This is a genomic window from Janthinobacterium saanense, assembly GCF_014200675.1.
Taxonomy (GTDB): Bacteria; Pseudomonadota; Gammaproteobacteria; order Burkholderiales; family Burkholderiaceae_D; genus Janthinobacterium.
The window spans coordinates 104,033-127,007 of the sequence record NZ_JACHCI010000006.1 but is presented as its reverse complement, the minus strand read 5'-3'; the positions used below and the strand labels follow the sequence as shown (position 1 = coordinate 127,007).

The 22,975-nt window shown below is 62.1% G+C and carries 26 protein-coding genes; 23 read left to right on the top strand and 3 right to left on the bottom strand.

Going from position 1 to position 22,975, the window contains the following annotated elements; genetic code table 11:
* The first annotated feature begins 24 nt into the window (after window positions 1–24).
* From HDE72_RS11205 to HDE72_RS11110, 20 genes are all read left to right on the top strand, one after another.
* Complete coding sequence (locus HDE72_RS11205) at window positions 25–1,098, top strand: ABC transporter ATP-binding protein (RefSeq protein WP_183740583.1); 1,074 nt, start codon at window positions 25–27, stop codon at window positions 1,096–1,098.
* Window positions 1,099–1,100: 2 nt separating this feature from the next.
* The gene (locus tag HDE72_RS11200; RefSeq protein WP_183740581.1) at window positions 1,101–2,147 is read left to right on the top strand and encodes an AbrB family transcriptional regulator; all 1,047 of its coding nucleotides are present in this window, start codon (window positions 1,101–1,103) and stop codon (window positions 2,145–2,147) included.
* A gap of 503 nt (window positions 2,148–2,650) precedes the next feature.
* The gene (locus HDE72_RS11195) at window positions 2,651–3,418 is read left to right on the top strand and encodes a beta-ketoacyl synthase chain length factor (RefSeq protein ID WP_183740577.1); all 768 of its coding nucleotides are present in this window, start codon (window positions 2,651–2,653) and stop codon (window positions 3,416–3,418) included.
* A gap of 10 nt (window positions 3,419–3,428) precedes the next feature.
* Window positions 3,429–4,202 carry a lysophospholipid acyltransferase family protein gene (locus HDE72_RS11190; protein WP_183740874.1) on the top strand — a complete coding sequence of 258 codons (774 nt, stop codon included), beginning with the start codon at window positions 3,429–3,431 and terminating at the stop codon, window positions 4,200–4,202.
* Window positions 4,195–4,449, top strand: coding sequence for a phosphopantetheine-binding protein (locus tag HDE72_RS11185; protein WP_183740574.1), 255 nt, complete (start codon window positions 4,195–4,197; stop codon window positions 4,447–4,449). Before HDE72_RS11190 ends, HDE72_RS11185 begins: the two co-directional genes overlap by 8 nt.
* A 21-nt stretch (window positions 4,450–4,470) precedes the next feature.
* A complete protein-coding gene (locus HDE72_RS11180; RefSeq protein WP_409254961.1) occupies window positions 4,471–4,737 on the top strand; it encodes an acyl carrier protein in 267 nt (88 codons plus the stop codon).
* Window positions 4,738–4,740: 3 nt separating this feature from the next.
* Window positions 4,741–5,286, top strand: a complete 546-nt coding sequence (locus HDE72_RS11175; RefSeq protein ID WP_183740571.1) for a COG4648 family protein — start codon at window positions 4,741–4,743, stop codon at window positions 5,284–5,286.
* Complete coding sequence (locus HDE72_RS11170; protein WP_183740568.1) at window positions 5,279–7,072, top strand: ApeI family dehydratase; 1,794 nt, start codon at window positions 5,279–5,281, stop codon at window positions 7,070–7,072. Before HDE72_RS11175 ends, HDE72_RS11170 begins: the two co-directional genes overlap by 8 nt.
* A 4-nt stretch (window positions 7,073–7,076) precedes the next feature.
* Window positions 7,077–8,165 (top strand): methyltransferase, encoded by a 1,089-nt coding sequence (locus tag HDE72_RS11165; protein ID WP_183740565.1) that lies wholly within the window; start codon window positions 7,077–7,079, stop codon window positions 8,163–8,165.
* Entirely contained in the window at window positions 8,158–8,913 is a 756-nt protein-coding gene (locus HDE72_RS11160; protein ID WP_183740562.1) for a glycosyltransferase family 2 protein, read from the top strand. Before HDE72_RS11165 ends, HDE72_RS11160 begins: the two co-directional genes overlap by 8 nt.
* On the top strand, window positions 8,910–9,872 hold the full coding sequence (locus HDE72_RS11155; RefSeq protein ID WP_183740559.1) for an LpxL/LpxP family acyltransferase: 963 nt from the start codon (window positions 8,910–8,912) through the stop codon (window positions 9,870–9,872). The genes HDE72_RS11160 and HDE72_RS11155 overlap by 4 nt, the downstream gene beginning before the upstream one ends.
* A complete protein-coding gene (locus tag HDE72_RS11150) occupies window positions 9,859–11,427 on the top strand; it encodes an HAL/PAL/TAL family ammonia-lyase (RefSeq protein WP_183740556.1) in 1,569 nt (522 codons plus the stop codon). The genes HDE72_RS11155 and HDE72_RS11150 overlap by 14 nt, the downstream gene beginning before the upstream one ends.
* The gene (locus tag HDE72_RS11145; RefSeq protein WP_260176624.1) at window positions 11,420–11,866 is read left to right on the top strand and encodes an acyl-CoA thioesterase; all 447 of its coding nucleotides are present in this window, start codon (window positions 11,420–11,422) and stop codon (window positions 11,864–11,866) included. Before HDE72_RS11150 ends, HDE72_RS11145 begins: the two co-directional genes overlap by 8 nt.
* Window positions 11,863–12,474: an outer membrane lipoprotein carrier protein LolA gene (locus tag HDE72_RS11140; protein ID WP_183740553.1), complete on the top strand. Its 612-nt coding sequence runs from the start codon at window positions 11,863–11,865 to the stop codon at window positions 12,472–12,474. Before HDE72_RS11145 ends, HDE72_RS11140 begins: the two co-directional genes overlap by 4 nt.
* A 38-nt stretch (window positions 12,475–12,512) precedes the next feature.
* A complete protein-coding gene (locus HDE72_RS11135) occupies window positions 12,513–14,864 on the top strand; it encodes an MMPL family transporter (protein WP_183740865.1) in 2,352 nt (783 codons plus the stop codon).
* Window positions 14,864–15,418 carry a DUF3261 domain-containing protein gene (locus HDE72_RS11130; protein ID WP_183740550.1) on the top strand — a complete coding sequence of 185 codons (555 nt, stop codon included), beginning with the start codon at window positions 14,864–14,866 and terminating at the stop codon, window positions 15,416–15,418. Before HDE72_RS11135 ends, HDE72_RS11130 begins: the two co-directional genes overlap by 1 nt.
* A gap of 2 nt (window positions 15,419–15,420) precedes the next feature.
* Entirely contained in the window at window positions 15,421–16,611 is a 1,191-nt protein-coding gene (locus HDE72_RS11125) for a beta-ketoacyl-ACP synthase (RefSeq protein ID WP_183740547.1), read from the top strand.
* Entirely contained in the window at window positions 16,608–17,084 is a 477-nt protein-coding gene (locus HDE72_RS11120) for a hotdog family protein (protein WP_183740544.1), read from the top strand. Before HDE72_RS11125 ends, HDE72_RS11120 begins: the two co-directional genes overlap by 4 nt.
* Complete coding sequence (gene fabG / locus HDE72_RS11115; RefSeq protein WP_221291235.1) at window positions 17,074–17,802, top strand: 3-oxoacyl-ACP reductase FabG; 729 nt, start codon at window positions 17,074–17,076, stop codon at window positions 17,800–17,802. The genes HDE72_RS11120 and fabG overlap by 11 nt, the downstream gene beginning before the upstream one ends.
* A complete protein-coding gene (locus HDE72_RS11110; RefSeq protein WP_183740538.1) occupies window positions 17,799–19,031 on the top strand; it encodes a beta-ketoacyl-ACP synthase in 1,233 nt (410 codons plus the stop codon). Before fabG ends, HDE72_RS11110 begins: the two co-directional genes overlap by 4 nt.
* Before the next feature lie 49 nt (window positions 19,032–19,080).
* On the opposite strand, the gene HDE72_RS11105 is transcribed toward HDE72_RS11110, so the two are convergent.
* Window positions 19,081–19,329 (bottom strand): hypothetical protein, encoded by a 249-nt coding sequence (locus HDE72_RS11105; protein ID WP_183740535.1) that lies wholly within the window; start codon window positions 19,327–19,329, stop codon window positions 19,081–19,083.
* Between the two features lie 157 nt (window positions 19,330–19,486).
* Here HDE72_RS11105 and HDE72_RS11100 point away from each other — a divergent pair, with 157 nt between their 5' ends.
* Together HDE72_RS11100 and HDE72_RS11095 are read left to right on the top strand one after the other, a co-directional pair.
* Entirely contained in the window at window positions 19,487–20,077 is a 591-nt protein-coding gene (locus HDE72_RS11100; RefSeq protein WP_183740532.1) for a hypothetical protein, read from the top strand.
* A gap of 128 nt (window positions 20,078–20,205) precedes the next feature.
* Window positions 20,206–20,847, top strand: coding sequence for a 4'-phosphopantetheinyl transferase family protein (locus tag HDE72_RS11095; protein WP_183740529.1), 642 nt, complete (start codon window positions 20,206–20,208; stop codon window positions 20,845–20,847).
* A 2-nt stretch (window positions 20,848–20,849) separates the two neighbouring features.
* Here HDE72_RS11095 and HDE72_RS11090 read toward each other — a convergent pair whose 3' ends face one another.
* Window positions 20,850–21,629 carry a DUF2145 domain-containing protein gene (locus tag HDE72_RS11090; RefSeq protein ID WP_183740527.1) on the bottom strand — a complete coding sequence of 260 codons (780 nt, stop codon included), beginning with the start codon at window positions 21,627–21,629 and terminating at the stop codon, window positions 20,850–20,852.
* Window positions 21,630–21,657: 28 nt separating this feature from the next.
* Window positions 21,658–22,065 carry a hypothetical protein gene (locus HDE72_RS11085; protein WP_183740524.1) on the bottom strand — a complete coding sequence of 136 codons (408 nt, stop codon included), beginning with the start codon at window positions 22,063–22,065 and terminating at the stop codon, window positions 21,658–21,660.
* A 149-nt stretch (window positions 22,066–22,214) separates the two neighbouring features.
* Here HDE72_RS11085 and HDE72_RS11080 point away from each other — a divergent pair, with 149 nt between their 5' ends.
* Window positions 22,215–22,958 carry a helix-turn-helix domain-containing protein gene (locus tag HDE72_RS11080; RefSeq protein WP_183740520.1) on the top strand — a complete coding sequence of 248 codons (744 nt, stop codon included), beginning with the start codon at window positions 22,215–22,217 and terminating at the stop codon, window positions 22,956–22,958.
* Window positions 22,959–22,975: the final 17 nt, after the last annotated feature.

Here is a 22,975-nt window from a genome sequence, read left to right as displayed (position 1 = left end):
AAATACAGAGATTGAGACAAGACCATGAATGAATTGACCGTCAATGAGCTGTACCTCGATTACGGCACCGGCCCGTCCGCCAACCAGATTTTGAAGGGTGTCTCGATGCACCTGAAAAAAGGCGAAGTGGTTGCCTTGCTGGGGCCTTCGGGCAGCGGCAAGACCACCTTGCTGCGCGCGGTCGCCGGGCTGGAAAGCCCGAAAGGCGGCACGATAGAAATCGGCGAGCGCAATGTCTTCGATGGCGCGAAAAACTTCGAGATGCCGGCCGAGCAGCGCAACCTGGGCCTGGTGTTCCAGTCCTACGCGCTGTGGCCGCACAAGACCGTGTTCGACAACGTCGCCTACGGCCTCAAGCTGCGCAAAATGGGCGGCACGGAAATCGCCGCGCGCGTCAAGGAAGTGCTGACGCAGCTGGGCCTGGGACACCTGGGCGAGCGCTATCCGCATCAATTGTCTGGCGGCCAGCAGCAGCGCGTGGCGATTGCCCGCGCGCTGGTGTACAACCCGCCCGTAATCCTGCTCGATGAACCGCTGTCGAACCTGGACGCCAAGCTGCGCGAAGAGGCGCGCGCCTTCTTGCGCGAACTGATCGTGCGCCTGGGCCTGTCGGCCCTGATGGTGACGCATGATCAGGCCGAAGCGATGGCCATTTCCGACCGTATTTTGCTGCTCAATAACGGCAAGATCGAGCAGCAGGGCACGCCGCAGAGCATGTATGAAACACCGGACACCCTGTTCACGGCTGAATTCATGGGCAGTAACAACCGCCTGCCCGGCAAGCTGCTGCAGCGCGACGGCAAGCAGGTGCAGTTGCTGGTCGACGGCGCCACCATGCAGGGCGTGGCGCGCGGCGCCAACACGAGTGCGGAAGTGACGGCCATGATACGCGTGGAAGAGGTGAAGATCAGCGCCATGCAGGTGGACAATTCCGTGCAACTGCCGCTGTTGACCTGCATGTATCTGGGCGACCGCTGGGAATGCCTGTTCCAGCACGAGGGCGGCGACAATATCAGCCTGCGCGCGTATTCGCGCCACAAGCTTGAAGCGGGCAAGTACTGGCTGCATATGCCGGCCGATAAACTCTGGGTGTTTTAAACGTGCTGTGGTGGCCGCGCTGGCGCGCCTTCGCTGCGGCGCTGGCCGCGGGCCTGCTCGGTGCTGCCATTTGTCTGTGGCTGCACACGCCGCTGCCGTGGATGATAGGCCCGCTGTTTGCCACCGCTGCGCTGCGCCTGGCGGGGCGCGAACTGGCTTGCCCCGTGCGCGTGCGCGAAGCGGGCCAGTGGGCCATCGGCACCGCGCTGGGCCTGTATTTCACGGCGCCCGTGCTGGCCGTGCTGGCTTCGTACACGCCATGGATCATCTTTGGCGTGGTGGTTGCCTTGGCACTGGGCTGGCTCGGAGGCCTGGCGCTGCAGCGCCTCGCCGGCGTGGACCGTGCCACCGCTTTCTTTGCGATGGCGGTCGGCGGGGCGTCCGAAATGGCGGTGCAGAGCGAGCGCCATGGCGCCAATGTGGGCCGGGTCGCCGCCGCGCACAGCCTGCGCATGATGCTGGTGGTGGCCACCATACCATTCGGCGTGCGCTACTGGGGCAGCCATGGACTGGAAGAAGGGCATGAGAATTTCGTGCCCGGCGCCGCCATGGTCGATGTGGGCGGCTTGCTGCTGCTGGTATTGATCACCGTGGCCGCCGCCCTCGTTTTCAAGCGGGGCAAGCTGCCCAACGCCTGGGTGATCGGGCCGCTGCTGGCGGCGCTGCTGCTGACAGCGTTCGGCATCCATTTGTCCCGCTTGCCCGAATGGATGATACGCGCCGGCCAGCTGTTTATCGGCATCGCGCTGGGTACGCGTTTCACCCCTGATTTTCTGTATGCCGCACCCCGTTTCCTCGCTGGCGTGGCGGTATGCACGGTGGCCATGCTGCTGGCAGCGGCCGCTTTCGGCCTGGGCCTGTCGCAGGCAATGGGCATTCATGCCGGCACGGCCATCCTGGCCACTTCGCCGGGCGGCATCGCCGAGATGTCGCTGACGGCCAAGACCCTGCATCTGGGCGTACCCATCGTCACCGCCTTTCACGTGGCGCGCATGGTGGTGCTGGTGTTGCTGATAGGTCCATTATTCTCAAAATTATATAAAAAATAATTTCTTTTGCGATTGCAAAATCCACGCGGTAAAACGGTGAGATTGTTTTATCCCTGAAAATAGCCATCCCTGCATGGGAAGCCCTGGACGAGATTTTCCCTCTGTGGATGAATGGCAAAACCCCGGATAAATGAAAAAATTAATTAATTGATATTTACGAGTATGACCCTGGCATGAGTGACTGTTTCTTAAAAACAACAGTGATGGGGCTATCAAGGCGCTCGTTCTTCCGCATCGCCGAAAATCCCTGTGCTGTAAACGGCTGCTGAAATGACGACTTCTACCCTGAATCATAATGAAAAAAAGTGTTACAGATAGTAACTGGGCACGGCGCATACTCAATTTTCAGTATTTTTACTTTCTATAATAAAGTTGCCTCATGGATATTTGTTTTGTCCATTTTGATTGCCTTCGTTTATAATTTTAAAAGAACGCTGGCGGGGCTTTTTTTTGCGTAGTTTTGACCTGAGTTCAACTTTTTATATGAGCTCAGGTAAATATATATGCGCACCAACGGCGTACGTTTTTCCATTATCAGACATGCTGCCTGGGCTCCCGGTCTGGAGACGTCACAGCAGTGGCAGGCGTGGGCGCAAGCGGCCCTGCCGCCTGCGCCAATTCCTCCCGGTGGTGAGCCCGGCGTACGCCTGATGGCGCCCCTGTTGCGCCGCCGCGCAGGCCAGCTTGGCAAGATGGCGCTGGAGACGGCGTATGCCTGTCTTGGCGAGCAACGCGATATTCCCCTGGTATTTTGTTCGCGCCATGGCGAGGTGGGGCGCGCAGTCGAACTGTTGTCCGCGCTGGTGCAGGGCGAGCCTTTGTCTCCCACGGCGTTTGGCATGGCCGTGCATAACGCCAGCGCCGCGCTGTTTTCGATTGCCCGTGCAGACCACGCGAGTCAGCTGGCCTTGGCTGCCGGCGGCGCCAGTATCGAGGCGGCAGTGATCGAGGCCTGCTCTCTGCTGGCAGATGGTGCAGCGCAGGTGTTGCTGCTGGCTGCCGACTGCCCCTTGCCCGCGCCGTTCGAGGCTTTCGAGGACTGCCATGAGCAGCCGCATGCGTTTGCCTGGCTGTTGCAGGCCGATAGCGCAGGGCAGGGTGCCCGTTTTGAATTGTCATGGCGCGGGCGTGAGAGCGACGGCGCGGCGTTAGATATGCCGGCGAGCGCCATGCCCGCCACCCTGGCGGTCCAGCGCTTCATGCTGGGCGAGGCGCGCACGTACCAGCATGCCACCAATCGCCAGCAGTGGTGCTGGAGCCGTCTTGCGTAAATTGATTTTTATGCGTGATGGGCTGTGCCTGGGCTGGCGCACCGTCGCGACGGCGTTCAGTTTTGCCTCCTTTGGCTTGGGTGGGGTGCTGCTGCGGGTGCTGGTGTTCCCCTTGCTGCATCTGCTGGTATGGCGGCGTGAGGCACGAACTGGCTGCGCGCGCACCGTCATACGCTGGAGCTTTCGTTTTTATATAGGGCTGATGCGCGCTTTGGGTGTGCTGCGCTATGACCTGCGCGGTATCGACAAGTTGAAGCGGGGAGGTTTGCTGATCCTGGCCAATCACCCGACCCTGATCGATACGATTTTTCTGATGGCGTATGTCAAGCGGGCCGATTGTATCGTCAAGTCTGGTTTGTGGAACAACCTGTTTACAGGCGGTCCCGTGCGCGCCGCCGGTTACATCAATAACACGGGCGGCCCCGAACTGGTCGATGCCTGCCTGGCATCGCTGGCACGCGGCAATAACCTGATTATTTTTCCGGAAGGGACGCGGACGCCACATAGCGGTGAGATCGTACTGAAGCGTGGCGCTGCCAATATCGCCGTGCGTGGTCAGCGCGATGTGACACCGGTGCTGATACGTTGCCGGCCTTCGACCCTGGGCAAGGGCGAAAAATGGTGGCGCGTGCCTTCGTGCCGCGCGCACTTCGAGATCACGGTGCAGGACGACCTGGCGATTGGCCAATTTACCGGTGATGGTGCCAGCGACGTGATGGCGGCGCGCAGTTTAACCAATTATCTACAACATTACTTTAGCGGGATACAGGAACAACATGCTTGAACTGGAAGTGAAGGAATTGATCATCGAGGCGCTGCAGCTGGAAGACATCAGTCCTGCTGATATCGATGCCGATGCGCCCCTGTTTGTAGAAGGACTGGGACTCGATTCGATCGACGCGCTCGAGTTGGGCGTAGCACTGCAGAAGAAATATGGCATCTCCCTGTCGGCTGATTCGGCCGATACACGCCGCCACTTTGCCTCGGTACGGGCGCTGGCGGCCATGGTTGACACTCACAGAAAGAAGTAAGGGAACAGCAAAATGGTAGATATGAGTGAAATGAGCCGCGATGAGCTGTATGCATGGGTGGTGCAGTTGTTGGCCGAAATGTTCGAACTTGACCCGGCAGTGCTGAAGCCCCAGTCGAATCTGTACGCAGAACTCGATATTGACAGTATCGACGCGGTGGACTTGGCGGTGAAACTGAAGCAATTGACGGGCAAGCGCTTGCAGCCAGAAGTGTTCAAGACCATCCGCACGATTGACGATGTGGTCGAGGCGCTGCACGCGATGTCGTTGTCGGAGCAGGCGGTATAAAGCGTGCTGCTCAATGCCATCGCGCTGCTGCTGACCGTGCTCTATCCGCTGGCGATCTGGCTTGCTCATGGCCAGGTCGAGCCGCGCTGGCTGGCCTTGCTGCTCTTGCTGGCGGTCGCCTGCCGCCTGCCCGCGCTGAAGCTGCAGCGCGCTGCGCGCTGGTCGGTAGCGGCCGGGCTGCTGCTGGCCGCCTGCGCCCTGTGGAGCAACCTGCTGCTGCCGCTGAAACTGTACCCGGTACTGGTCAACGCGGTCTTGTTGCTGACCTTCGGCTACAGCCTGTGGACGCCGCAGTCGGTGGTGGAGCGGCTGGCGCGCCTGCGCGAAACGGATTTTCCGCCCGCCGCAGTGCAGTACACGCGCCGCGTGACACAAGTCTGGTGCGGCTTTTTCATCGTCAACGGCAGCATCGCACTGGGCACGGCACTGTGGGCCAGCGAAGCCGTCTGGTCGTTGTACACGGGTCTGATCGCCTATATTTTAATGGGACTGTTATTCGGCGCCGAATATCTGGTCCGTCTGCGTTTTAAACGTTTGCATCATGCCTGAACCACGTTCTCCCATTCTTGCGCTGGCCAGCCTCGCGCACGCCTTGTCCACCCGTCCCGCTGCCATGCCGGTCGGCTGGCGCGACGGCACAGTACGCGATCATGTGCATTTTATTGCGCGCATGGATGCCTGGGCCAGCTTGCTGGAAGGGCAGGCGGGCCGCCATTTTGCGCTGTACCTTGACGACAGCATCGAATTTGGCGCCGCGCTGCTGGGCGCCTGGCAGGCAGGCAAGACGATCTGGCTGACGGCCGATACCTTGCCGGCCAGTTGCGCCTCGCTGGCCGCATCAGTAGACGGCTTCCTGGGCCAGTTTCCGGCGGCGTATGCGCCGCTGTCAGCGCCTGCCCACGTTCCCGGCGTACGCCAATGGACAGTGCTCGATGACGATTTCCCCGCGCTGGTGGTGTACACCTCAGGCAGCACCGGCGTGGCGCAGGCGATTCCGAAGAAGCTTTCACAGCTAGGCAGCGAGATCGCCACGCTGGAGCAGTTGTTTGGTGCGCGTGCCGATGGCGCGGCGGTGGTCGCGACCGTCACGCACCAGCATATTTATGGCTTGCTGTTCAAGGTGCTGTGGCCGCTGTGCGCCGGGCGTGCCGTGCATGCGTCAAGCGTGGATTTCCCGGAACAGCTGGCCGCCTTGCTGGCGCAGGGGCCTTGCGTGCTGGCCGCCAGTCCGGCGCACTTGAAACGCCTGCCCGAACACCTGGCCTGGTCAGGTGCGCGCAGCCAGTTGCGCGCCGTGTTTTCATCGGGTGGCCCGCTGGACCCGGACAGTGCGCTGGCAGCCGGGCGCCTGCTGGGCTGCATGCCGTGCGAGATTTATGGCAGCTCGGAGACAGGCGGCGTGGCATGGCGCCAGCGCGCGGCCGACCGTCCGGATGACGATAGCTGGCAGGCGTTCCCCGGCGTAGAGTGGCGCCTGCTGGACGACGATGGCGCGCTCGCCGTACGTTCGGCGCATCTGGCCGATGATGGCTGGCTGGCCCTGGCCGACCATGCGCGGCAAACCGCCGAGGGACATTTCCAGCTGCTGGGGCGCAGCGACCGTATCGTCAAGATCGAAGAAAAGCGCATTTCGCTGAGCGCCATCGAGGCGGCCTTGCTGGCCACGCCGCTGGTGGCAGAGGCACGCGTGCTGCTGTGCGACGCGCCTGCCGGCGAGCGCCAGAAGGTGGCCGCCTTTATCGTTTGCAGCACTGCCGGCCGCGCGCTGCTGGAGGCAGAAGGCAAGCTGGCCCTGAACCGGCAACTGCAACTGGCCTTGGGTGATCAGGTCGAGCCGGTGGCCTTGCCGCGCCGCTGGCGCTACCTGGAGCAGATGCCGATCAATGCGCAGGGCAAGACCACGCAATCGCTGCTGCTGGCTTTGCTGGACAAGCCGCGCTTGCCGCAGGCGCAGCTGATCGAGTGCGCCACCGAGGGTGTCGCGCCGAGGCTGCTGATCGAATTGCGGGTTCCCGCCACGCTGTTTTATTTTGATGGCCATTTCACGGGCGCACCGTTGCTGCCTGGCGTGGTGCAAGTCGAGTGGGCGCTGCATTTTGCGCGCCTGCACCTGGCGCTGCCCGCCCGCTTTCGCGCCATGCATGCCCTGAAATTCCAGCAGCCGGTGCTGCCGGAACGGCCAGTGCGTCTGCTGCTGGAATATGACGCGGCCAAGGCCAGCCTGCATTTCCGTTATCTGTCGGACGCCGGCCAGCATGCCAGTGGCCGCATCGACTTTCATCCCGATGCCATTGCCGTTCCCGGTGGCGACTCCCCTACACCTTTCCAGCCGTGAGCGCATGTTAGATAAAAAATTCTCGCCCGAACGCCAGAGTGCCTTTGCCGCCCGTTTCGAGGCGCAAAAGATCGCTTTCGGTCCTGTCGTTTTTCAATGCGTGCGTTATGCCTGGAAGCGCGGCATGCTGCAGGCGCTGGCCGACACTGGCCACAGCGGCTTGAGCGTCGCCGAGATGGCCGCTGGCGGCCGCTGGACGGAGTATGCGCTGAAGGTGGCGCTGGAATCATGCCTGTCGGCCGGTGTCGTGTATCTGCGCGATGGCGCGTACGTGCTCGACAAGGTGGGCTATTGCGTGCTGACGGACAGCATTACGCAGATTAACCTGGATTTCAACCACGACGTCTGTTACCAGGGCATGTACGATCTTGACCGTTCGCTGGACGCCGAACAGCCGCTGGGACTGGCCGCGCTGGGCGACTGGCCTACTTTATACCAAGGCCTGTCTGCGCTGCCGGAGCCGGCCAAGGGTAGCTGGTTCGCCTTTGACCATCACTATTCGGATACCTCGTTTCCCGAGATTTTCCCCGACGTTTTCGCCACGGCGCCGCGCCGCATCATGGACATCGGCGCCAATACGGGCAAGTTCGCCAATGCGGCGCTGAGCTACCACGCCGGGGTGCAATTGCATCTGGTCGACCTGGAGCGCCAGTTGGCGGTGGCCGAGCAGACCCTGACTGGTGCCGGGGTGCGCGGCCGCGCCCATTTGCATGCCTGCGACCTGCTCGATGATGGTGCGCCACTGCCATTGGGCATGGATTTGATCTGGATGAGCCAGTTTCTCAGCTGCTTCAGCGAGGTCGCCATCGCCAGCATCCTGCGCAGGGTGGAGCAAGCGCTGGGGCCGAACGGGCAAGTGCTGATCATGGATACCTTCTGGGATCGCCAGCAATATGATATTGCCGCCTACTGCCTGATCAACACATCGCCGTACTTCACGGCCATGGCCAGCGGGAACAGCAAGATTTACCAGAGCACCGACTATATTCGCCTGGCGCAGGCGGCTGGCCTGGAATTGCTGACCACGCGTGACGGTATCGGGTATTGCCATTCGCTGCTGCGCTTTGGCCGCGCCGGAGCACGCTGTGACTGAAGTGCGTTTCAATCCCTGCATCGTCATCCCGGTGTTTAACCATGAACATGCGATCGGCGCCGTGGTGGCGCGTTTGCTGGCGCATGGCGTCCCTTTGATCCTGGTCGACGATGGCAGCGCTGCTGCCGCTGCGCTGGTCCTCGATGTGCTGGCTGCGGCGCATCCGGCCAGCGTAACCCTGCTGCGCCATGCGCACAACCAGGGCAAGGGCGGCGCCGTGCTGACCGCATGCCGCCATGCGCAAGCGCACGGTTACAGCCACGCGCTGCAGATCGATGCCGATGGCCAGCACGAGACCGATGATGTGCCGCGTTTCCTGGCTCGGGCACGGGCGGTGCCATCGGCGGTAATCGTCGGCTATCCCCAGTACGACGAGTCGGTGCCGGCGGCGCGCTACTATGGCCGCTATGCGACGCATGTCTGGGTATGGATCAATACGCTGTCGCTGCGGATTCGCGACTCCATGTGCGGTTTCCGCGTTTATCCGCTGGCGCCGCTGATGGCGCTGGCGCAGCGGCGCCAGCTGGGGCAGCGCATGAATTTCGATACCGAAGTGCTGGTGCGCCTGTATTGGGACGGCCTGGCGATGGTCAACCTGCCGACGCGGGTCGGCTATCCTAGCGACGGCGTCTCGCATTTCCAGCTGTGGCGCGACAATGTACAGATATCGGTGATGCACGCACGCCTGTTTTTGGGCATGCTGGGGCGCGTGCCTCGTTTGCTGGCACGTCACTGGCGAAGGCAATGACGGCAAGCACGGACCAACAGCGCGGGCATTGGGCTGGCCTTAACGAAGTGAGCTTCGTGGCCGGCATGCGCGTGTTGTTCTGGATTTGCCGCGTCTTTGGCCGCTGGCCGTTCCGCGTGGTGCTTTATCCGGTGCTGGCCTGGTATGTGCTGGCCAAGCCGCGCGCGCGCCGCGTGTCGCGCGCCTACCTGTGCCGTATCGCCGCTTGCGGCGGGCCTGCTCGGCTGGGCGTAATGCGGCACTTTGCCTCCTTTGCCGAAACCATCCTCGACAAGATGCTGCTGTGGGGCGGCCTGTATGACATGCGCAGCGTGAGCCTGCATGGAGCCGACGGCGTCAACCGTTGCCTGGATGAGGGGCGCGGCGCCTTGCTGATTTGTTCTCACCTGGGCAACCTGGACTTGTGCCGCGTGCTGTCGCAGCACAACGCGCGCTTGAAACTGACGGTGCTGGTGCATACGCGCCACGCGCAGGCGTTCAACCGGATGTTAGCGCGCCTGAACCCGGACAGCCAGCTCAATTTGCTGCAGGTGACGGAAATGACGCCGGCCACGGCCATGCTGCTGGCCGAGCGCGTGGCGCAGGGCGAGTTCGTGGTGATCGCCGGCGACCGGATTCCCGTTTCGCCCCAGCCGCGTGTGGCGCTGGCGCCTTTCCTGGGCCAGACAGCGGCGCTTCCCATCGGCCCCTATGTGCTGGCCAGCGTGCTGCAATGTCCTGTTTATATGCTGTTTTCGATGCGGATAGGCCGGCGCTCGGAAGTGCATTTCGAACTGCTGCGCGCATCTTTGCATTTGCCGCGCAAGTCACGCGACGCCATGCTGGCCGAACTGGCTGCCGATTATGCGGCGCGCTTGCAGCATCACTGCCTGCGCGCGCCGCTCGAATGGTTCAATTTTTACGATTTTTGGCAACTCCCCGATACTACAAGACTGGATATTCCCGATGCATCTCGCTGACCTGAAACATACCCGGCGCGCCGTCCGCTTCGACCGCGAGCGCCTGCGCATCGAAGACATTACCGATATCGCGCATGGCCGGGCCAGCGCCGAATTGTCCAGCGATCCCGTTTTTCTGGCGGCGATTGCGCGCGGCGCTGATTTCCTGGACCGTTTGCTGCGCGAGGATGGCACTATCTACGGCGTGACCACCGGCTATGGCGATTCGTGCACCGTCACCGTGCCGCCGGAACTGGTGGCTGAATTGCCGCACCATCTGTACACCTACCATGGCTGCGGCCTCGGTGAATTTTTTACGCCAGCGCAGACACGCGCCATCATGGCGACGCGCTTGGCTTCGCTCAGCAAGGGTTTTTCCGGCGTGAGCGTCGAATTGCTGGCGCAGATCGCGCGCCTGCTCGACGCCGGGCTGCTGCCCTTGATTCCATCTGAAGGGTCGGTCGGCGCCAGTGGCGACCTGACGCCGCTGTCTTACCTGGCGGCGGTGCTGTGCGGCGAGCGCGAAGTGTGGCGCGACGGCGTGCAGGTGCCGGCCGAACAGGCGCTGCGCGAAGCGGGCATCACGCCGCTGCGCCTGCGTCCCAAAGAGGGGCTGGCGATCATGAATGGCACTGCCGTCATGACGGCATTGGCTTGCCTGGCGTATGAACGCGCCGAATACCTGGCCCGTTTGACGACGCGTATCACCGCCATGGCTTCGTTTGCGCTCGATGGCAATGCGCACCACTTCGACGAAACACTGTTTTCGGTCAAGCCGCATCCGGGCATGCAGCAGGTGGCTGCCTGGCTGCGCGAGGACTTGCCTACCGATACCTGGGAACGCAATGGCAAGCGCCTGCAGGACCGCTATTCGATCCGCTGCGCGCCGCATGTGATCGGCGTGCTGGCCGACGCCTTGCCGTGGCTGCGCTCGTCCATCGAGAATGAACTCAATAGCGCCAATGACAATCCCATCATCGACGCCGAGGGTGAACGCGTGCTGCATGGCGGCCATTTCTATGGCGGCCATATCGCCTTTGCCATGGACAGCATGAAGAACACGGTCGCCAATCTGGCCGACCTGCTGGACCGTCAAATGGCCTTGCTGGTCGACAGCCGCTACAGCCAGGGTTTGCCGGCCAATCTGTCGGGCGCCACCGGGCCGCGCGCGGCCATCAATCACGGCCTGAAAGCCTTGCAGATCAGCGCGTCAGCATGGACCGCCGAGGCGTTGAAGCTGACCATGCCTGCCTCGGTTTTCTCGCGCTCGACCGAATGCCATAACCAGGACAAGGTCAGCATGGGCACCATCGCCGCGCGCGATTGCCTGCGCGTGCTGGAACTGTGCGAGCAGGTAGCTGCCGCCTTGCTGATCACCGTGCGCCAGGGCGTCTGGCTGCGCTGCAAAGTCAATCCCGACGTGGCGCCGCACCCGGCCCTGGAGCAGATGATGGCGGCGCTGGCCGACGATATCGCACCGGTGGAAGAAGACCGCCGCCTCGATCCGGAACTGCGCGTGCTGCTCGACCGCGTGCGCGCCCGTGCCTGGCCGTTGTACGGAGATAAACATGCATAAGGTACGCAGCAAGACGGCTGCTGCCAGCCGCTGGCACGCGGAAGTGCAGATGCAGGTGCAATTTTTTGACCTGGATCCGATGGAGATCGTCTGGCATGGCCGTTATGTGAAATACCTGGAAGTGGTGCGCTGTGCGCTGCTCGACAGCATCGGCTACAACTATGTGGAGATGAAGGCGTCCGGCTATGCCTGGCCCGTGATCGACATGCATCTGCGCTACGTGGCGCCGGCCACCTTCGGCCAGCGCCTGATCTTGCGCGCCGACCTGGTGGAGTGGGAGGACCGCCTGAAGATCGAGTACCTGGTCACTGACAGCGTGACTGGCCAGCGCCTGAACCGCGCCAGTACGACCCAGGTGGCCGTCGATATCGCCAGCGGCGAGATGTGTTTTGCCTCGCCGCCCGTCCTGTTTGAAAAGTTGGGATTGACTAGCGTATGAACAAATATATGAAGACCTTGCTGGCGGTATGCTGCCTGGCGGCGATGGCGCCCCTGCATGCGGCTGCGCCGGTGGCGAAAATCGAAGCCATGCTGGCCAGGCCGCAGCAGCTGTGTGGCCGTTTCGACCAGAGCAAGCAGTTGGCTGGCATGAAAAAGGCGCTGTCGTCGAATGGCCGTTTTTGCGTGGTGGCGGGCAAGGGCGTGCTGTGGCGCACCCTGCAGCCATTTCCCAATACCTTGCGCCTGACGCGCGACGAGATCGTGCATTTCCAGGGCGACCGGGTGGCCATGCGCCTCGATGCAAAGACGGAACCGGTGGTCAAAATGATCAACAGCGTGCTGTTTTCCTTGCTGGGCGGGGACCTGGCGCAGCTCGATACCCTGTTTGAAGTCGATGGCAGCATCGACGGGACTACCTGGCAGGTGGCGCTGAAGGCGCGCCAGCCAGCGCTGGCCAAGGCGATCGGCAGCATCCGGCTCGATGGCGGCGCCTTCGTGAAAAACATCACGATCAGCGAAGCGAGCGGCGACCGCACCAGCATCGTGTTTTCTGCGATTGAAACGGGACCGTCGTCCATCACGGCGCAAGAGGCGGCCCTGTTTTGAATGTCCTGACGAACCGCAGGCGCGCCGCAGGCCGCGCGATGGCCATCGCCTGGGCGCTGGTGGTGGCGCTGCTGCTGGCGCACAATGCCTATCTGTGGCTGGGCAAACGCATCGCGCCGGAGACCGATATTCTCGCCTTGCTGCCGGTGCAGGAACGCGATCCGGTGCTGCAGGCGTCGTTTACGCATATGGTCGACGCGGCGCAGCAGCGCCTGGTGGTACTGGTTGGTGCGCCGGACTGGAACGATGCCAAGCGGGCGGCTGACGCCTACAGCGCCGTGCTGGCGCGCCACGCCGGCCTGTTCGAATCCACGCCAATCGATGAGCAGACGCAAAATGATTGGCTGGCCCTGTTCCAGCAGCATCGTCTGCCGCTCGTGAGCGTGGCGCAGGAAGCGCAGCTGCGCCAGGAAAATGCCGTTTTCTGGCGCGACGCGGCACTGAGCCAGCTCTATAGTCCGTTTGGCGGGCCGAAGCTGGGCGCCTGGCAGGACGACCCGTTTGGCCTGTTTGGCGGCTGGGTACAAGAGCGGGCACAGGAAACCCCCGTGCGTCCGCGCGACGGCCACCTGTTCGTCGCCAACAGCGAACGCCAGTACGCCTTGCTGCCGATGACCTTGAAGGCACCGGCCTTTTCGCTGGGCGCGCAGGAAACCGTGCTGCCGCTGCTGGCCCAGGCGGAAGCGGCTGCAAGACTTGCTGTGCCCGGCGTGGAAATCATCAGCGCCGGCGTCATTTTGCATGCGGCCGCGGCCAGTAGCCAGGCGGCGCGCGAAGTATCGACCATCGGCCTCGGTTCGCTGGCCGGCATCATCCTGCTGACCTGGCTGACCTTCCGTTCGGTCAAGCCGATTTCCCTGATCCTGCTGTCGATCGGCATAGGCTGCCTGGGTTCCTTGTCCGTATGCTGGCTGCTGTTCGGTAAAGTACATTTGATGACGCTGGTGTTTGGCGCCAGCCTGATCGGCGTGGCCCAGGACTATGGCATTTACTTTTTGTGCAACCGCCTGGGCGCCGATCCCGCGCTCGATTCGCGCGCCTTGCTGCGCCGCCTGCTGCCCAGCCTGGCGCTGACCTTGCTGGCGGCGGTGATCGGCTACATGGGACTGGCGCTGACGCCATTTCCGGGCTTGCGCCACATGGCCGTGTTCTCTGCACTCGGCCTGGTGTTTGCCTGGCTGACGGTGGTGTGCTGGTTTCCCGCCTTGATCAGTGGCGGCACCTTGAAAAGCGGTGTGCTGGTCAAGCGCTATGGCGCGGCGCGCGCGTATTGGCCGCAGTTGCGGGCCAACCGTGCCACGCTGGCGTGCGCACTGCTGTTTGCCCTGTTTGCCGGCATGGGCATTGCGCGCCTGGGTGTCAACGACGATATCCGCTTGCTGCAAACACCGCCTGCGCATCTGATACGCGATCAGATCAAGCTCGGTCAATTGCTCGATGCGCCAACGCCGGTGCAGTTTTATCTGGTACGTGCAGATAGTGTGGAGCATGTGCTGCGGCGCGAGGAAGCGCTGAAACAGCGTTTGCTGCCGCTGATCGCACAAAAGCACATCAATGGTGTTCAGGCGATGTCGAACTGGGTGCCGTCGCTGCAGACGCAAACGCAGCGGCGGGCGCTGCTCGACTCCGCCATTCTGCAGCCAGGCGCCGGACTCGATCTGTTGGCGCAGTCTGTCGATGAAGGTCCGGCGTGGGCGAACAAAGTGCGCGCACAGCTGGTGCTGGCAGGCGCGCCATTGACCATAGCCGATTTCCTGAAGGTGCCGGCCAGCGAGCCATGGCGCCATTTATGGCTGGGCAAGGTGGAGGGCGGCTACGCCTCCATCGTGGCGCTGCGTGGCATGCAGTACGCGGCCATTCCACTGCTGGCGCATGCAGGCGATGGCCTGCCTGGGGTGCAGTGGGTCGACAAGGTGGCTGAAATATCGTCGGTGCTGGGACGCTACCGTGTCTACATGGGCGCTGTGGTGCTGGGCGCCTACCTGGTGGTGTATGGCTTGCTGCTGCCGCGTTATCGCCGGCGCACCTGGCGCGTGCTGGCGCCGACGGCGCTGGCCAGCGTGGCGGCCTTGGCCCTGCTGGGCTACCTGGGCCAGCCCCTGCAATTGTTCCACGTGCTGGCGCTGATGCTGCTGTTGGGCGTGGGCGTCGATTACGGCATCTTCATGCAAGAAGATCCGGACCGCCGCAATCACACGCCCTGGCTGGCGGTGGGCCTGTCGGCGGCCAATACCCTCTTGTCCTTCGGTTTGCTTGCCTTGAGCAAGACAGCCGCCTTGCAGGCCTTTGGCTTGACCATGTTGATGGGTACGACCCTGGTGTGGCTGCTGTCGCCATGCTTTGCCGAAGCCGACAACCGTAGTGCGGCCGATGCCGCAGGAGCAATCTGATGTTTTTACATTGTCAACGATGGGCGCCAGCCCTGTTGCTGGTACTGGCCGGCTGCGCCAGCGCACCGCCTTCCACGCCGGCGCGCCTGGGCCTGAAACTGGCGCCGTCCGCACTGGGCGCTTCGGTCAGCGTGCAGCAGCATCTGCGCGTCGAACGGGGAGGAAGGATCGATGAACTCGATGCGGCGCTGGAAGTGGAGCCGTCGCACCTGGACCTGGTGGGACTGGCGTTCGGCCAGCGCGTGCTGTCGCTGCATTACGACGGCAAGGAAATGACGTCCTGGCGTCATCTGATGCTGCCGGCGCAGGTGCGTGCCGATGATGTGCTGGAAGACATGCAGCTGACCCTGTGGCCGCGTGCAGCCATCGCCCAGGCCTTGCCAGCTGGATGGCATATCGAGGATGAGGGCTTGCGCCGTACCCTGTCGCTCAATGGGGAAGTGGTGACGGTCATCGCCTACAGCAGCATGCCCCGCTGGAGCGGCACGGTGGTGCTCGATAACCTGCGTTACCACTATCGTTTGACGATACAGAACGCGCCTGACGGAGCTTGAACATGGCAGGACTGACTGTGTATTTGAATGCCTGCGGCATTATCTGCGCGCTGGGCAGTGGTGCGCAAGAGGTGCGCGCGCGCCTGTTCGCTGCCCACAGCGGCGTGGTGCCTGTCGATAGCCATACGCCAGGGCGCAGGCTGCCGCTCGGCGTCGTCGATACGCCGCTGCCGTCAATTGGGCATCACGCGATTGGCGCGCGCAGCCGCAACAACCAGATGGCGCTGGCGGCGCTGGCGCAGATCCGTCCGGCGGTAGAACAGGCGATCACGCGCTACGGCGCCAGCCGGGTGGCCGTGGTGATCGGCACCAGCACCTCGGGCATCGCCGAAACGGAAGCGGCGATCGGCGCGCATGTGGCGGGCCATGGCTTGCCCGGCACCTTTCATTATGCGCAGCAGGAAATGGGCTCGCCAGCGCTGATGCTGGCACAGGAGCTGGGCATTGATGGTCCGGCTTGGGTGCATTCGACGGCTTGCTCCTCGGCGGCCAAGGCGATGGCCAGCGCCGCGCGCCTGATCCGCATGGGCCTGGTCGATGCGGTGCTGACGGGCGGCGTCGATACTTTGTGCGGCTTTACGGTGGCAGGCTTTTCCGCACTGGCCTCGGTCAGCGCGCAGCGCTGCAATCCCCTGGGGGCCGGGCGCGACGGCATCAATATCGGCGAGGGCGCCGCGCTGTTCCTGATGACGGCCGAACCGTCCGCCGTGGCGTTGCAGGGCTGGGGCGAATCGTCCGATGGCCATCATATGTCGGCACCCGATCCCGAGGGCGGCGGTGCGCGACTGGCCATCAGCTCGGCTCTGGCGCGCGCAGGCATCCGCGCATCGCAGGTCGATTACGTGAATTTGCACGGCACTGCCACGCGCCAGAACGACGCGATGGAAGCGCGCGTGATAGCCGATCTGTTCGGCGGGCAGGTCATGGTCAGTTCGACCAAGCCGCTGACAGGCCACGCGCTGGGCGCGGCGGCGGCCATCGAGGCGGCGCTGTGCTGGCTGGCCATGCAAGACGATAACCCCGAGGGCATGCTGCCGCCGCATCTATGGAATGGTTTGCCCGATGAGAGCTTGCCGCCGCTAAGCCTGGCCTTGCCCGGTGCGCGTCTGGGCCGTCCGCTGGACTGGGCCTTGAGTAATTCGTTTGCCTTTGGCGGCTCGAATGCCGTCCTGTTATTTGGGAGGGGAGCATGAGTTTTCCAGATATTCGCGAGCTGGTGCCCCATTCCGGCGCCATGGTGCTGCTCGACAGGGTGCTGTCGGCCGATGCGGAAAATCTGTGCGCCGAAGTGTCCATCCATGCCGGCAGCGTGTTTTACGACGCGCCATCGGCCGGTGTCGGTAGCTGGGTCGGCGTTGAATACATGGCGCAGGCGATTGCCGCGTATGCGGGTTACCAGGCGCGCCTGACAGGCGGGCCCGTGAAGATTGGTTTTTTGCTGGGGGCGCGGCGCTACGATGCGCAAGTGCCCGTATTTCCCTGCGATAGCGTCTTGCAAGTGCATGTGCACCAGGTTTTGCAAGGCGAGAATGGACTGGGTGCATTCGAATGCCGCATCGAGATGGCCGGCGTGGTGCTGGCGCAATCGACGATTACGGTATTCCAGCCCGAGGATGCAAAGCAATTTCTGCAGGAGAGCATGAATGGAGCGCAGTATGAGTCATAGAAGTGTATTGGTGACGGGGTCGTCGCGCGGCATCGGCAAGGCGATTGCCTTGCGCCTGGCGCGCGACGGCTTTGACGTGGTGCTGCATTGCCGTAGCGCCCGTGGTGAAGCTGAAGCGGTGGCGCAGCAAATCGTGGCGCTGGGGCGCGCGGCGCGCGTGCTGCAATTCGATATCGGCGACCGTGCCGCGGCGGCCGCCGCGCTGGAAGCCGATATCGCCGAACATGGCTGCTATTACGGCGTCGTGTGCAACGCGGGCGTAGCGCGCGACAATGCCTTCCCGGCCATGTCGGGCGAGGACTGGGATATCGTCTTGCAGACGAATCTCGACGGTTTTTACAATGTGCTCAATCCCCTGGTGATGCCGATGGTCCAGCGCCGCAAGCCGGGGCGCATCGTCACCATGGCGTCGGTATCTGGCCTGATCGGCAATCGGGGGCAGGTCAATTACAGCGCCGCCAAGGCCGGCATCATCGGCGCGACCAAGGCGCTGGCGCTGGAACTGGCCAAGCGCGCCATCACGGTCAACTGCGTGGCGCCTGGCCTGATCGAGACGGACATGATCAGCGAAGTGCCGCTGGACGAAGCGCTGAAGATGATCCCGGCGCGCCGTGTCGGCACTCCGGAAGAGGTGGCCGCGGCCGTCAGTTTCCTGGTCGGCGAGGAAGCGGGCTACATCACGCGCCAGGTTATTTCCGTCAACGGAGGCATGGCATGAGCCGGCGGGTTGCAGTGACCGGCATGGCCGGTATCAGCCCGATCGGCAATGACTGGCCAGCCATCCGCCAGCGCCTTGGCGAGTACCGCAACGCCATCGTGCGCATGGAAGACTGGGCCGGCTACGAAGGCTTGAACACGCAGCTGGGGGCGCCGGCCGCACCGTTCGAGCTGACGGAACGCTACAACCGCAAGGCGGTGCGCAGCATGGGACGCATCGCCCTGATGGCCACGCGTGCCAGCGAACTGGCGCTCGAACACGCTGGCCTGGCGGAACACCCCTTGGTCAAGAGCGGCCAGATGGGCATTTCCTTCGGTTCGTCGGCCGGCACGCCCAGCGCCATCGGCGACTTTGGACGCATGATGGAAGAGCGCACCACCAAGGGCATCAATGCCACCACCTACATCAAGATGATGGCGCACACGGCGCCCGTCAACATCGGTGTGTTCTTTGGCGTGACGGGCCGGGTCATCACCACCTCGAGCGCCTGTACCTCGGGCAGCCAGGGCATAGGCTATGCCTACGAAGCAGTCAGCAGCGGCAAGCAGCTGGCGATGATCGCCGGCGGCGCCGAGGAGCTGTGCGCCACCGAAGCCGCCGTGTTCGACACCTTGTTTGCCACCAGCACGCGCAATGACGCGGCCCAGACGACGCCGCGCCCTTTCGAGGCCAGCCGCGATGGCTTGGTCATCGGCGAAGGCGCCGGTTGTCTGATCCTGGAAGAGCTGGAACATGCGCAGGCGCGCGGCGCCACCATCCATGCGGAACTGGTCGGTTTCGGCACCAACAGCGATGGCTGCCATGTGACCCAGCCGAACGCCGTCACCATGCGCCAGGCGATGCTGCTGGCGCTGGCCGACGCCGGCTTGCAGCCTGCCGATATCGGTTATGTCAATGCCCATGGCACCGGCACGCAGCAGGGCGATATTGCTGAATCGCAAGCCACGTTCGAGGTGTTTGGCGGCCAGACGCCGATCAGTTCACTGAAAAGCTATATGGGACACACCCTGGGCGCCTGTGGCGCGCTGGAAGCGTGGATCAGCATCGAAATGATGCGCGAAGGCTGGTTTGCGCCCACCATCAATCTGCAGCAGGTCGACCCGCAATGCGCGCCGCTCGATTACATCGTCGGCGAAGGGCGGGCCATCGATTGCGACTATGTGATGTCCAACAACTTTGCCTTTGGCGGCATCAATACGTCGCTGATTTTCAAACGCTATCGCGCATGATGGTCGCCTTGATGGTACGTAAGGTGGTCCTGTTTTTTTTGTATTATTTTTATACTGAAGAGTAAGCCGGAATGAAAGAAATAATCGCAGGAACGGTGATGGCAGCGTTGATAGCTGTCCTGGCCAGAAAATCAATGGCATGGGCAAATCCGCAGAAATGTCGTGCAACTTGACTTTCCGGTCGGACATGCTGGCGCTGCAAAAGCGTGCGCAGGCCCTGGGTGCCGATGCTGTCATCCATATCGTCAGCAATTACAAAAACGTGGAGCATTCCAGCGCCACGCATTTCGAATGTCATGACGGTGCCATCATGACTGACGTTGCCCTGAAAGGGGATTTCGTCAAGTTAAAAGGCAGCAAGTAGAAACCTGAAAGAAGCCCAAAGCGGCTGTTAATCCAGCTAATCACCAGAATGGCGATAACAAAGTCATTTAAATAAGAAAGAGAATGTACTCATGAAAAAAATTTCGACAACCGTAGTTTTTGCTGGCGCGGTGCTGGCAATGGCGATGCTGCAAGGTTGCGCCACGCGCGTGAAGGCATCGGCAACCAATAATCCGGCACCAAGCGAGGCGTTTTCCTCGTATGGCCGGATTCAAGTCAAGCCTACGGTTTTTGCCCAAGGCTATACCGGCAATCCGGCTGCTCTGGCAAAAATTGAGGAAAATATCCATAAGGACATGGCTGAATCGCTGACGCAGTGGAATGCACGTCCGGACAACGGCCGTGTGCTGATCATCGAACCGATCGTCGAAGAAATCCAGTTCACCGCCGGCGCCAAGCGCGTGCTGCTGGGCCCCCTGGCAGGCAGCTCGGGTGTACGCATGCGCGTATTGATCCATGATGATAAGGGCGTCACGGTAGCGACTCCTGAGTTCTTCCAGCGTGCGGGCGCCATGGCAGCCGGCTTCATGTTTGGCGTACACGATAACTTGATGCTGACGCGCGTCGCCAATCTGAGCAGCTCTTACATCAAGGCGAATTATGTGCGTGCCGAAGGTGGTCCAACGGGCGCCGATGACAAGTCGCTGGGTGCAACGAACTAAGGTCATGCGTGCCGGCGTAAAAGCGTAGGTATTCTGCAATAGCTAAAAGGCAGCGAGGGGAACCTCTGCTGCCTTTTTTATCGTGTCAACTGCAGGGATTCATGGCAGACTGCGCTTTTTCCTATCCCATGACTGCGATGTTACCTGCCTTGCCCCATGCCGACGCTACCATCTGGCTAACCGATGCACGCAATGTCGATGCGGCACATTTCCCCCGGTTTGCATCCTGGCTGAGTGGCTCGGAGGCGGCGCGTTATGGACGTTTCAGACGGCCATTGCGCCAGCGCCAATTCTTGCTGGGGCGCGCCATGCTGCGCCTGGCCATGGGGCAGATGCTCGGCTTGCCGCCAGCAGGAATTACGCTGGAGGAGCGGCCAGGACAGGCGCCACTATTGCTGGTGCCGCCCGCCGGTCCGTATTTCAGCATTGCACACAGCGGCTCCTGGATCGCTTGCGCGGTGAGTAGCGAAGCGGCGCTGGGGCTCGACATCGAGGTATGCGATCCACACCGTGATGTACTGGCGCTGGCGCGGCAGGCGTTTGGCGCGGCGGTTTCAGACGAGCTGGCGGCGATGCCGCAGCTTGCACGCACGGCAGCGTTTTATCAGCGCTGGAGTGCGTCCGAAGCCGCTTACAAGCTGGGCCAGGATGCGGCCAGTTCCGTAACGCTGGTCCATCCCGCGCTATCCATCGTGCTGTGCAGCGCTACGCCGCTGGCCCAGCCCCCCATGCTGAGGACGACCACGCTGGCGTCCGGCGATTTTCTGTAAATTCAGCGCACCACGATTTCCTGCACATCCGGTTCGCGCTGGCGCACGAAGCGGGTGATGGAATCGACAGTGACGACATCGATCTTGCCTCCCATGCGGCGGTCGAACGGGTGGTCGTCGAAGGCGATATTGGCGCGGAACATGCGCCCGCCCAGGCGCGTCGTGGCCGGTATGTCCAGCGTTTGCGGAAGGTAGTTGGCGCTACGCAGCCAGCTTTGCGCTTCGGCCCGCGTTTCGATCTTGCCCGGCGCATTGCTGGCCGCAGCCAGGGTTTCCAGTATCCACTGGTTCGAATTCTGGTATTTGGTCGAGAACGGATAAGCGAGCATATTGTAGTGTGCTTCATGCAGGCGCTTGGGCGTATTGCTGGCCAGGATGCGCGCCAGCTGCTGCTGCGTTTCCGGATCCGGTATGGTGATCAAGGCTTCATACATGAAGACATCGCTCATGAAGAAATTGCCCAGTCCTTCATTGAACAAGGACGATTCCGCCGTGCCGCATTGATTGAGTTCATGCACCACCAGCCAGCGTCCCTTGGGATGGTCGCGCCAGGCCAGCGCCATGTGCGAGTAGCGCAGATTGTACTTCGACAAGTCTTGTCCTATGCGCGACAGCAGCGCCACTTGCGCCCCTGACGCATCCAGCGCCTGCAAGGTTTTATTGGCCAGGTCCATCGATTTGATCACGGTATCGGCATCGCTGGGCTTTTCTTCGCACGAGCGGCCCGCATGGGCGGCGCCGGCCAGGGCCAGGCACAGCAACAACAGCGCGTATCGTTTCATGGTGTGTCCTTTGTTATGCGTGGCGTTGTTAAACCTTGGAGTGGTGCAGCAAAGCCTGGCCCAGCTCGTTCGGGATGAAGGCAATCGCCTTGCCCGACAAGACCAGCACGTGGCCGGTGGAGACCGCCACCACGCTGACCACCGTGCCGACCGCCACCGACAAACCCTTGGCCGCTTGCGCGCTCAACTGAATGGAGGCGCCGCCCGCTTCGGATGCGCCTTTCAGGACGATGACGATGCCTTCGCCCACGGTTTGCACGCTGGCGACGACGATCTGGCCGGACGCCACCAGCATCGACATGGAGCCGGCCACCACGATGGCGGAACCCTGGCTGAGATTTTGCGATCCTTTCGACAGGTTTTCCGAGACGCCGGCATGGGCCGTGCCGGATATGGCGAGCAAGATGGACAAATACAGGGGTAGCAAGCGTTGCATGGTGGTCTCCTTCATATGTGCCTGATTGGCAGCGCCATGATTAGCCAGCGCCTGTGTTGGGTCAACGAAAACGCTACTCGTAGTGAGTGTTCATACTGGTGGTATTATTTTTTGATACTATATTTGCTTGTTGATTGTGAAAGAATGAGATGCAGCAAACCCATGCCTTGATCGAAGCCTTGAAACGCTTGTTAAAAGCGCGTTCCGTGACGTATGCCGAACTGGCCCGGCGCATCGAGGTGTCGGAAGCCAGCGTCAAGCGCATGTTTTCGCTCAAGCAATTTACGCTGCAGCGCCTGGAGCAGATCCTGGTGGCCATCGACAGCGACTTCCCGCAATTGATGCAAGCCATGCAGGCGGCGCAGGCCGTGCCGACCCTGATCACGGGCTTGACCTATGATCAAGAGAAAGAAATCATCGATGATCCGCGCCTGTTCGTGGTGGCCGTCTCGGCCCTGAACTTGCTGCCGCTGGAACAGATCCTCGCCATCTATGACATCAGCGAAGCGCAAGCCATCAAATACCTGCTACGCCTGGACAAGATCGGTTTTTTGGAACTGTTGCCGAACAACCGGGTAAAACTGCTGGTGGCGCGCACGTTTGCGTGGATACCGAACGGTCCCATCCATACCTACTTCAAGCAAGAAGCGTATGGCGACTACCTCAATTCGCAATTCGACGGCGAGACGGAATTGCTGCGCCTGGTCAATGTGATGCTGTCAAAAAAATCCACGGCTGCCCTGCTGGAGCGGCTCAAGCAGGTGGCGGTGGAGTTTTCGCAGCAGCACCAGGAGGATGCGCGCCTGCCCGGCAATGAACGCCTGGCCATCAGCTTCATGCTGGCGGCACGGCCGTGGATGCCGCAAACCTTCAAGGCGCTGTTGCGGCATTGAATTTGCGGCCTTAAATA

Coding starts and splice junctions, on each gene's coding strand:
- HDE72_RS11205 (WP_183740583.1), top strand. CDS start 25: ATGAATGAATTGACCGTCAATGAGCTGTACCTCGATTACGGCACCGGC.
- HDE72_RS11195 (WP_183740577.1), top strand. CDS start 2,651: ATGCGCACCAACGGCGTACGTTTTTCCATTATCAGACATGCTGCCTGG.
- HDE72_RS11190 (WP_183740874.1), top strand. CDS start 3,429: ATGCGTGATGGGCTGTGCCTGGGCTGGCGCACCGTCGCGACGGCGTTC.
- HDE72_RS11185 (WP_183740574.1), top strand. CDS start 4,195: ATGCTTGAACTGGAAGTGAAGGAATTGATCATCGAGGCGCTGCAGCTG.
- HDE72_RS11180 (WP_409254961.1), top strand. CDS start 4,471: ATGAGTGAAATGAGCCGCGATGAGCTGTATGCATGGGTGGTGCAGTTG.
- HDE72_RS11170 (WP_183740568.1), top strand. CDS start 5,279: ATGCCTGAACCACGTTCTCCCATTCTTGCGCTGGCCAGCCTCGCGCAC.
- HDE72_RS11165 (WP_183740565.1), top strand. CDS start 7,077: ATGTTAGATAAAAAATTCTCGCCCGAACGCCAGAGTGCCTTTGCCGCC.
- HDE72_RS11155 (WP_183740559.1), top strand. CDS start 8,910: ATGACGGCAAGCACGGACCAACAGCGCGGGCATTGGGCTGGCCTTAAC.
- HDE72_RS11150 (WP_183740556.1), top strand. CDS start 9,859: ATGCATCTCGCTGACCTGAAACATACCCGGCGCGCCGTCCGCTTCGAC.
- HDE72_RS11145 (WP_260176624.1), top strand. CDS start 11,420: ATGCATAAGGTACGCAGCAAGACGGCTGCTGCCAGCCGCTGGCACGCG.
- HDE72_RS11140 (WP_183740553.1), top strand. CDS start 11,863: ATGAACAAATATATGAAGACCTTGCTGGCGGTATGCTGCCTGGCGGCG.
- HDE72_RS11135 (WP_183740865.1), top strand. CDS start 12,513: ATGGCCATCGCCTGGGCGCTGGTGGTGGCGCTGCTGCTGGCGCACAAT.
- HDE72_RS11130 (WP_183740550.1), top strand. CDS start 14,864: ATGTTTTTACATTGTCAACGATGGGCGCCAGCCCTGTTGCTGGTACTG.
- HDE72_RS11125 (WP_183740547.1), top strand. CDS start 15,421: ATGGCAGGACTGACTGTGTATTTGAATGCCTGCGGCATTATCTGCGCG.
- HDE72_RS11120 (WP_183740544.1), top strand. CDS start 16,608: ATGAGTTTTCCAGATATTCGCGAGCTGGTGCCCCATTCCGGCGCCATG.
- fabG (WP_221291235.1), top strand. CDS start 17,074: ATGAGTCATAGAAGTGTATTGGTGACGGGGTCGTCGCGCGGCATCGGC.
- HDE72_RS11110 (WP_183740538.1), top strand. CDS start 17,799: ATGAGCCGGCGGGTTGCAGTGACCGGCATGGCCGGTATCAGCCCGATC.
- HDE72_RS11105 (WP_183740535.1), bottom strand. CDS start 19,329: ATGACATTCGAAATGCGTGGCGCTGGAATGCTCCACGTTTTTGTAATT.
- HDE72_RS11100 (WP_183740532.1), top strand. CDS start 19,487: ATGAAAAAAATTTCGACAACCGTAGTTTTTGCTGGCGCGGTGCTGGCA.
- HDE72_RS11095 (WP_183740529.1), top strand. CDS start 20,206: ATGACTGCGATGTTACCTGCCTTGCCCCATGCCGACGCTACCATCTGG.
- HDE72_RS11090 (WP_183740527.1), bottom strand. CDS start 21,629: ATGAAACGATACGCGCTGTTGTTGCTGTGCCTGGCCCTGGCCGGCGCC.
- HDE72_RS11085 (WP_183740524.1), bottom strand. CDS start 22,065: ATGCAACGCTTGCTACCCCTGTATTTGTCCATCTTGCTCGCCATATCC.
- HDE72_RS11080 (WP_183740520.1), top strand. CDS start 22,215: ATGCAGCAAACCCATGCCTTGATCGAAGCCTTGAAACGCTTGTTAAAA.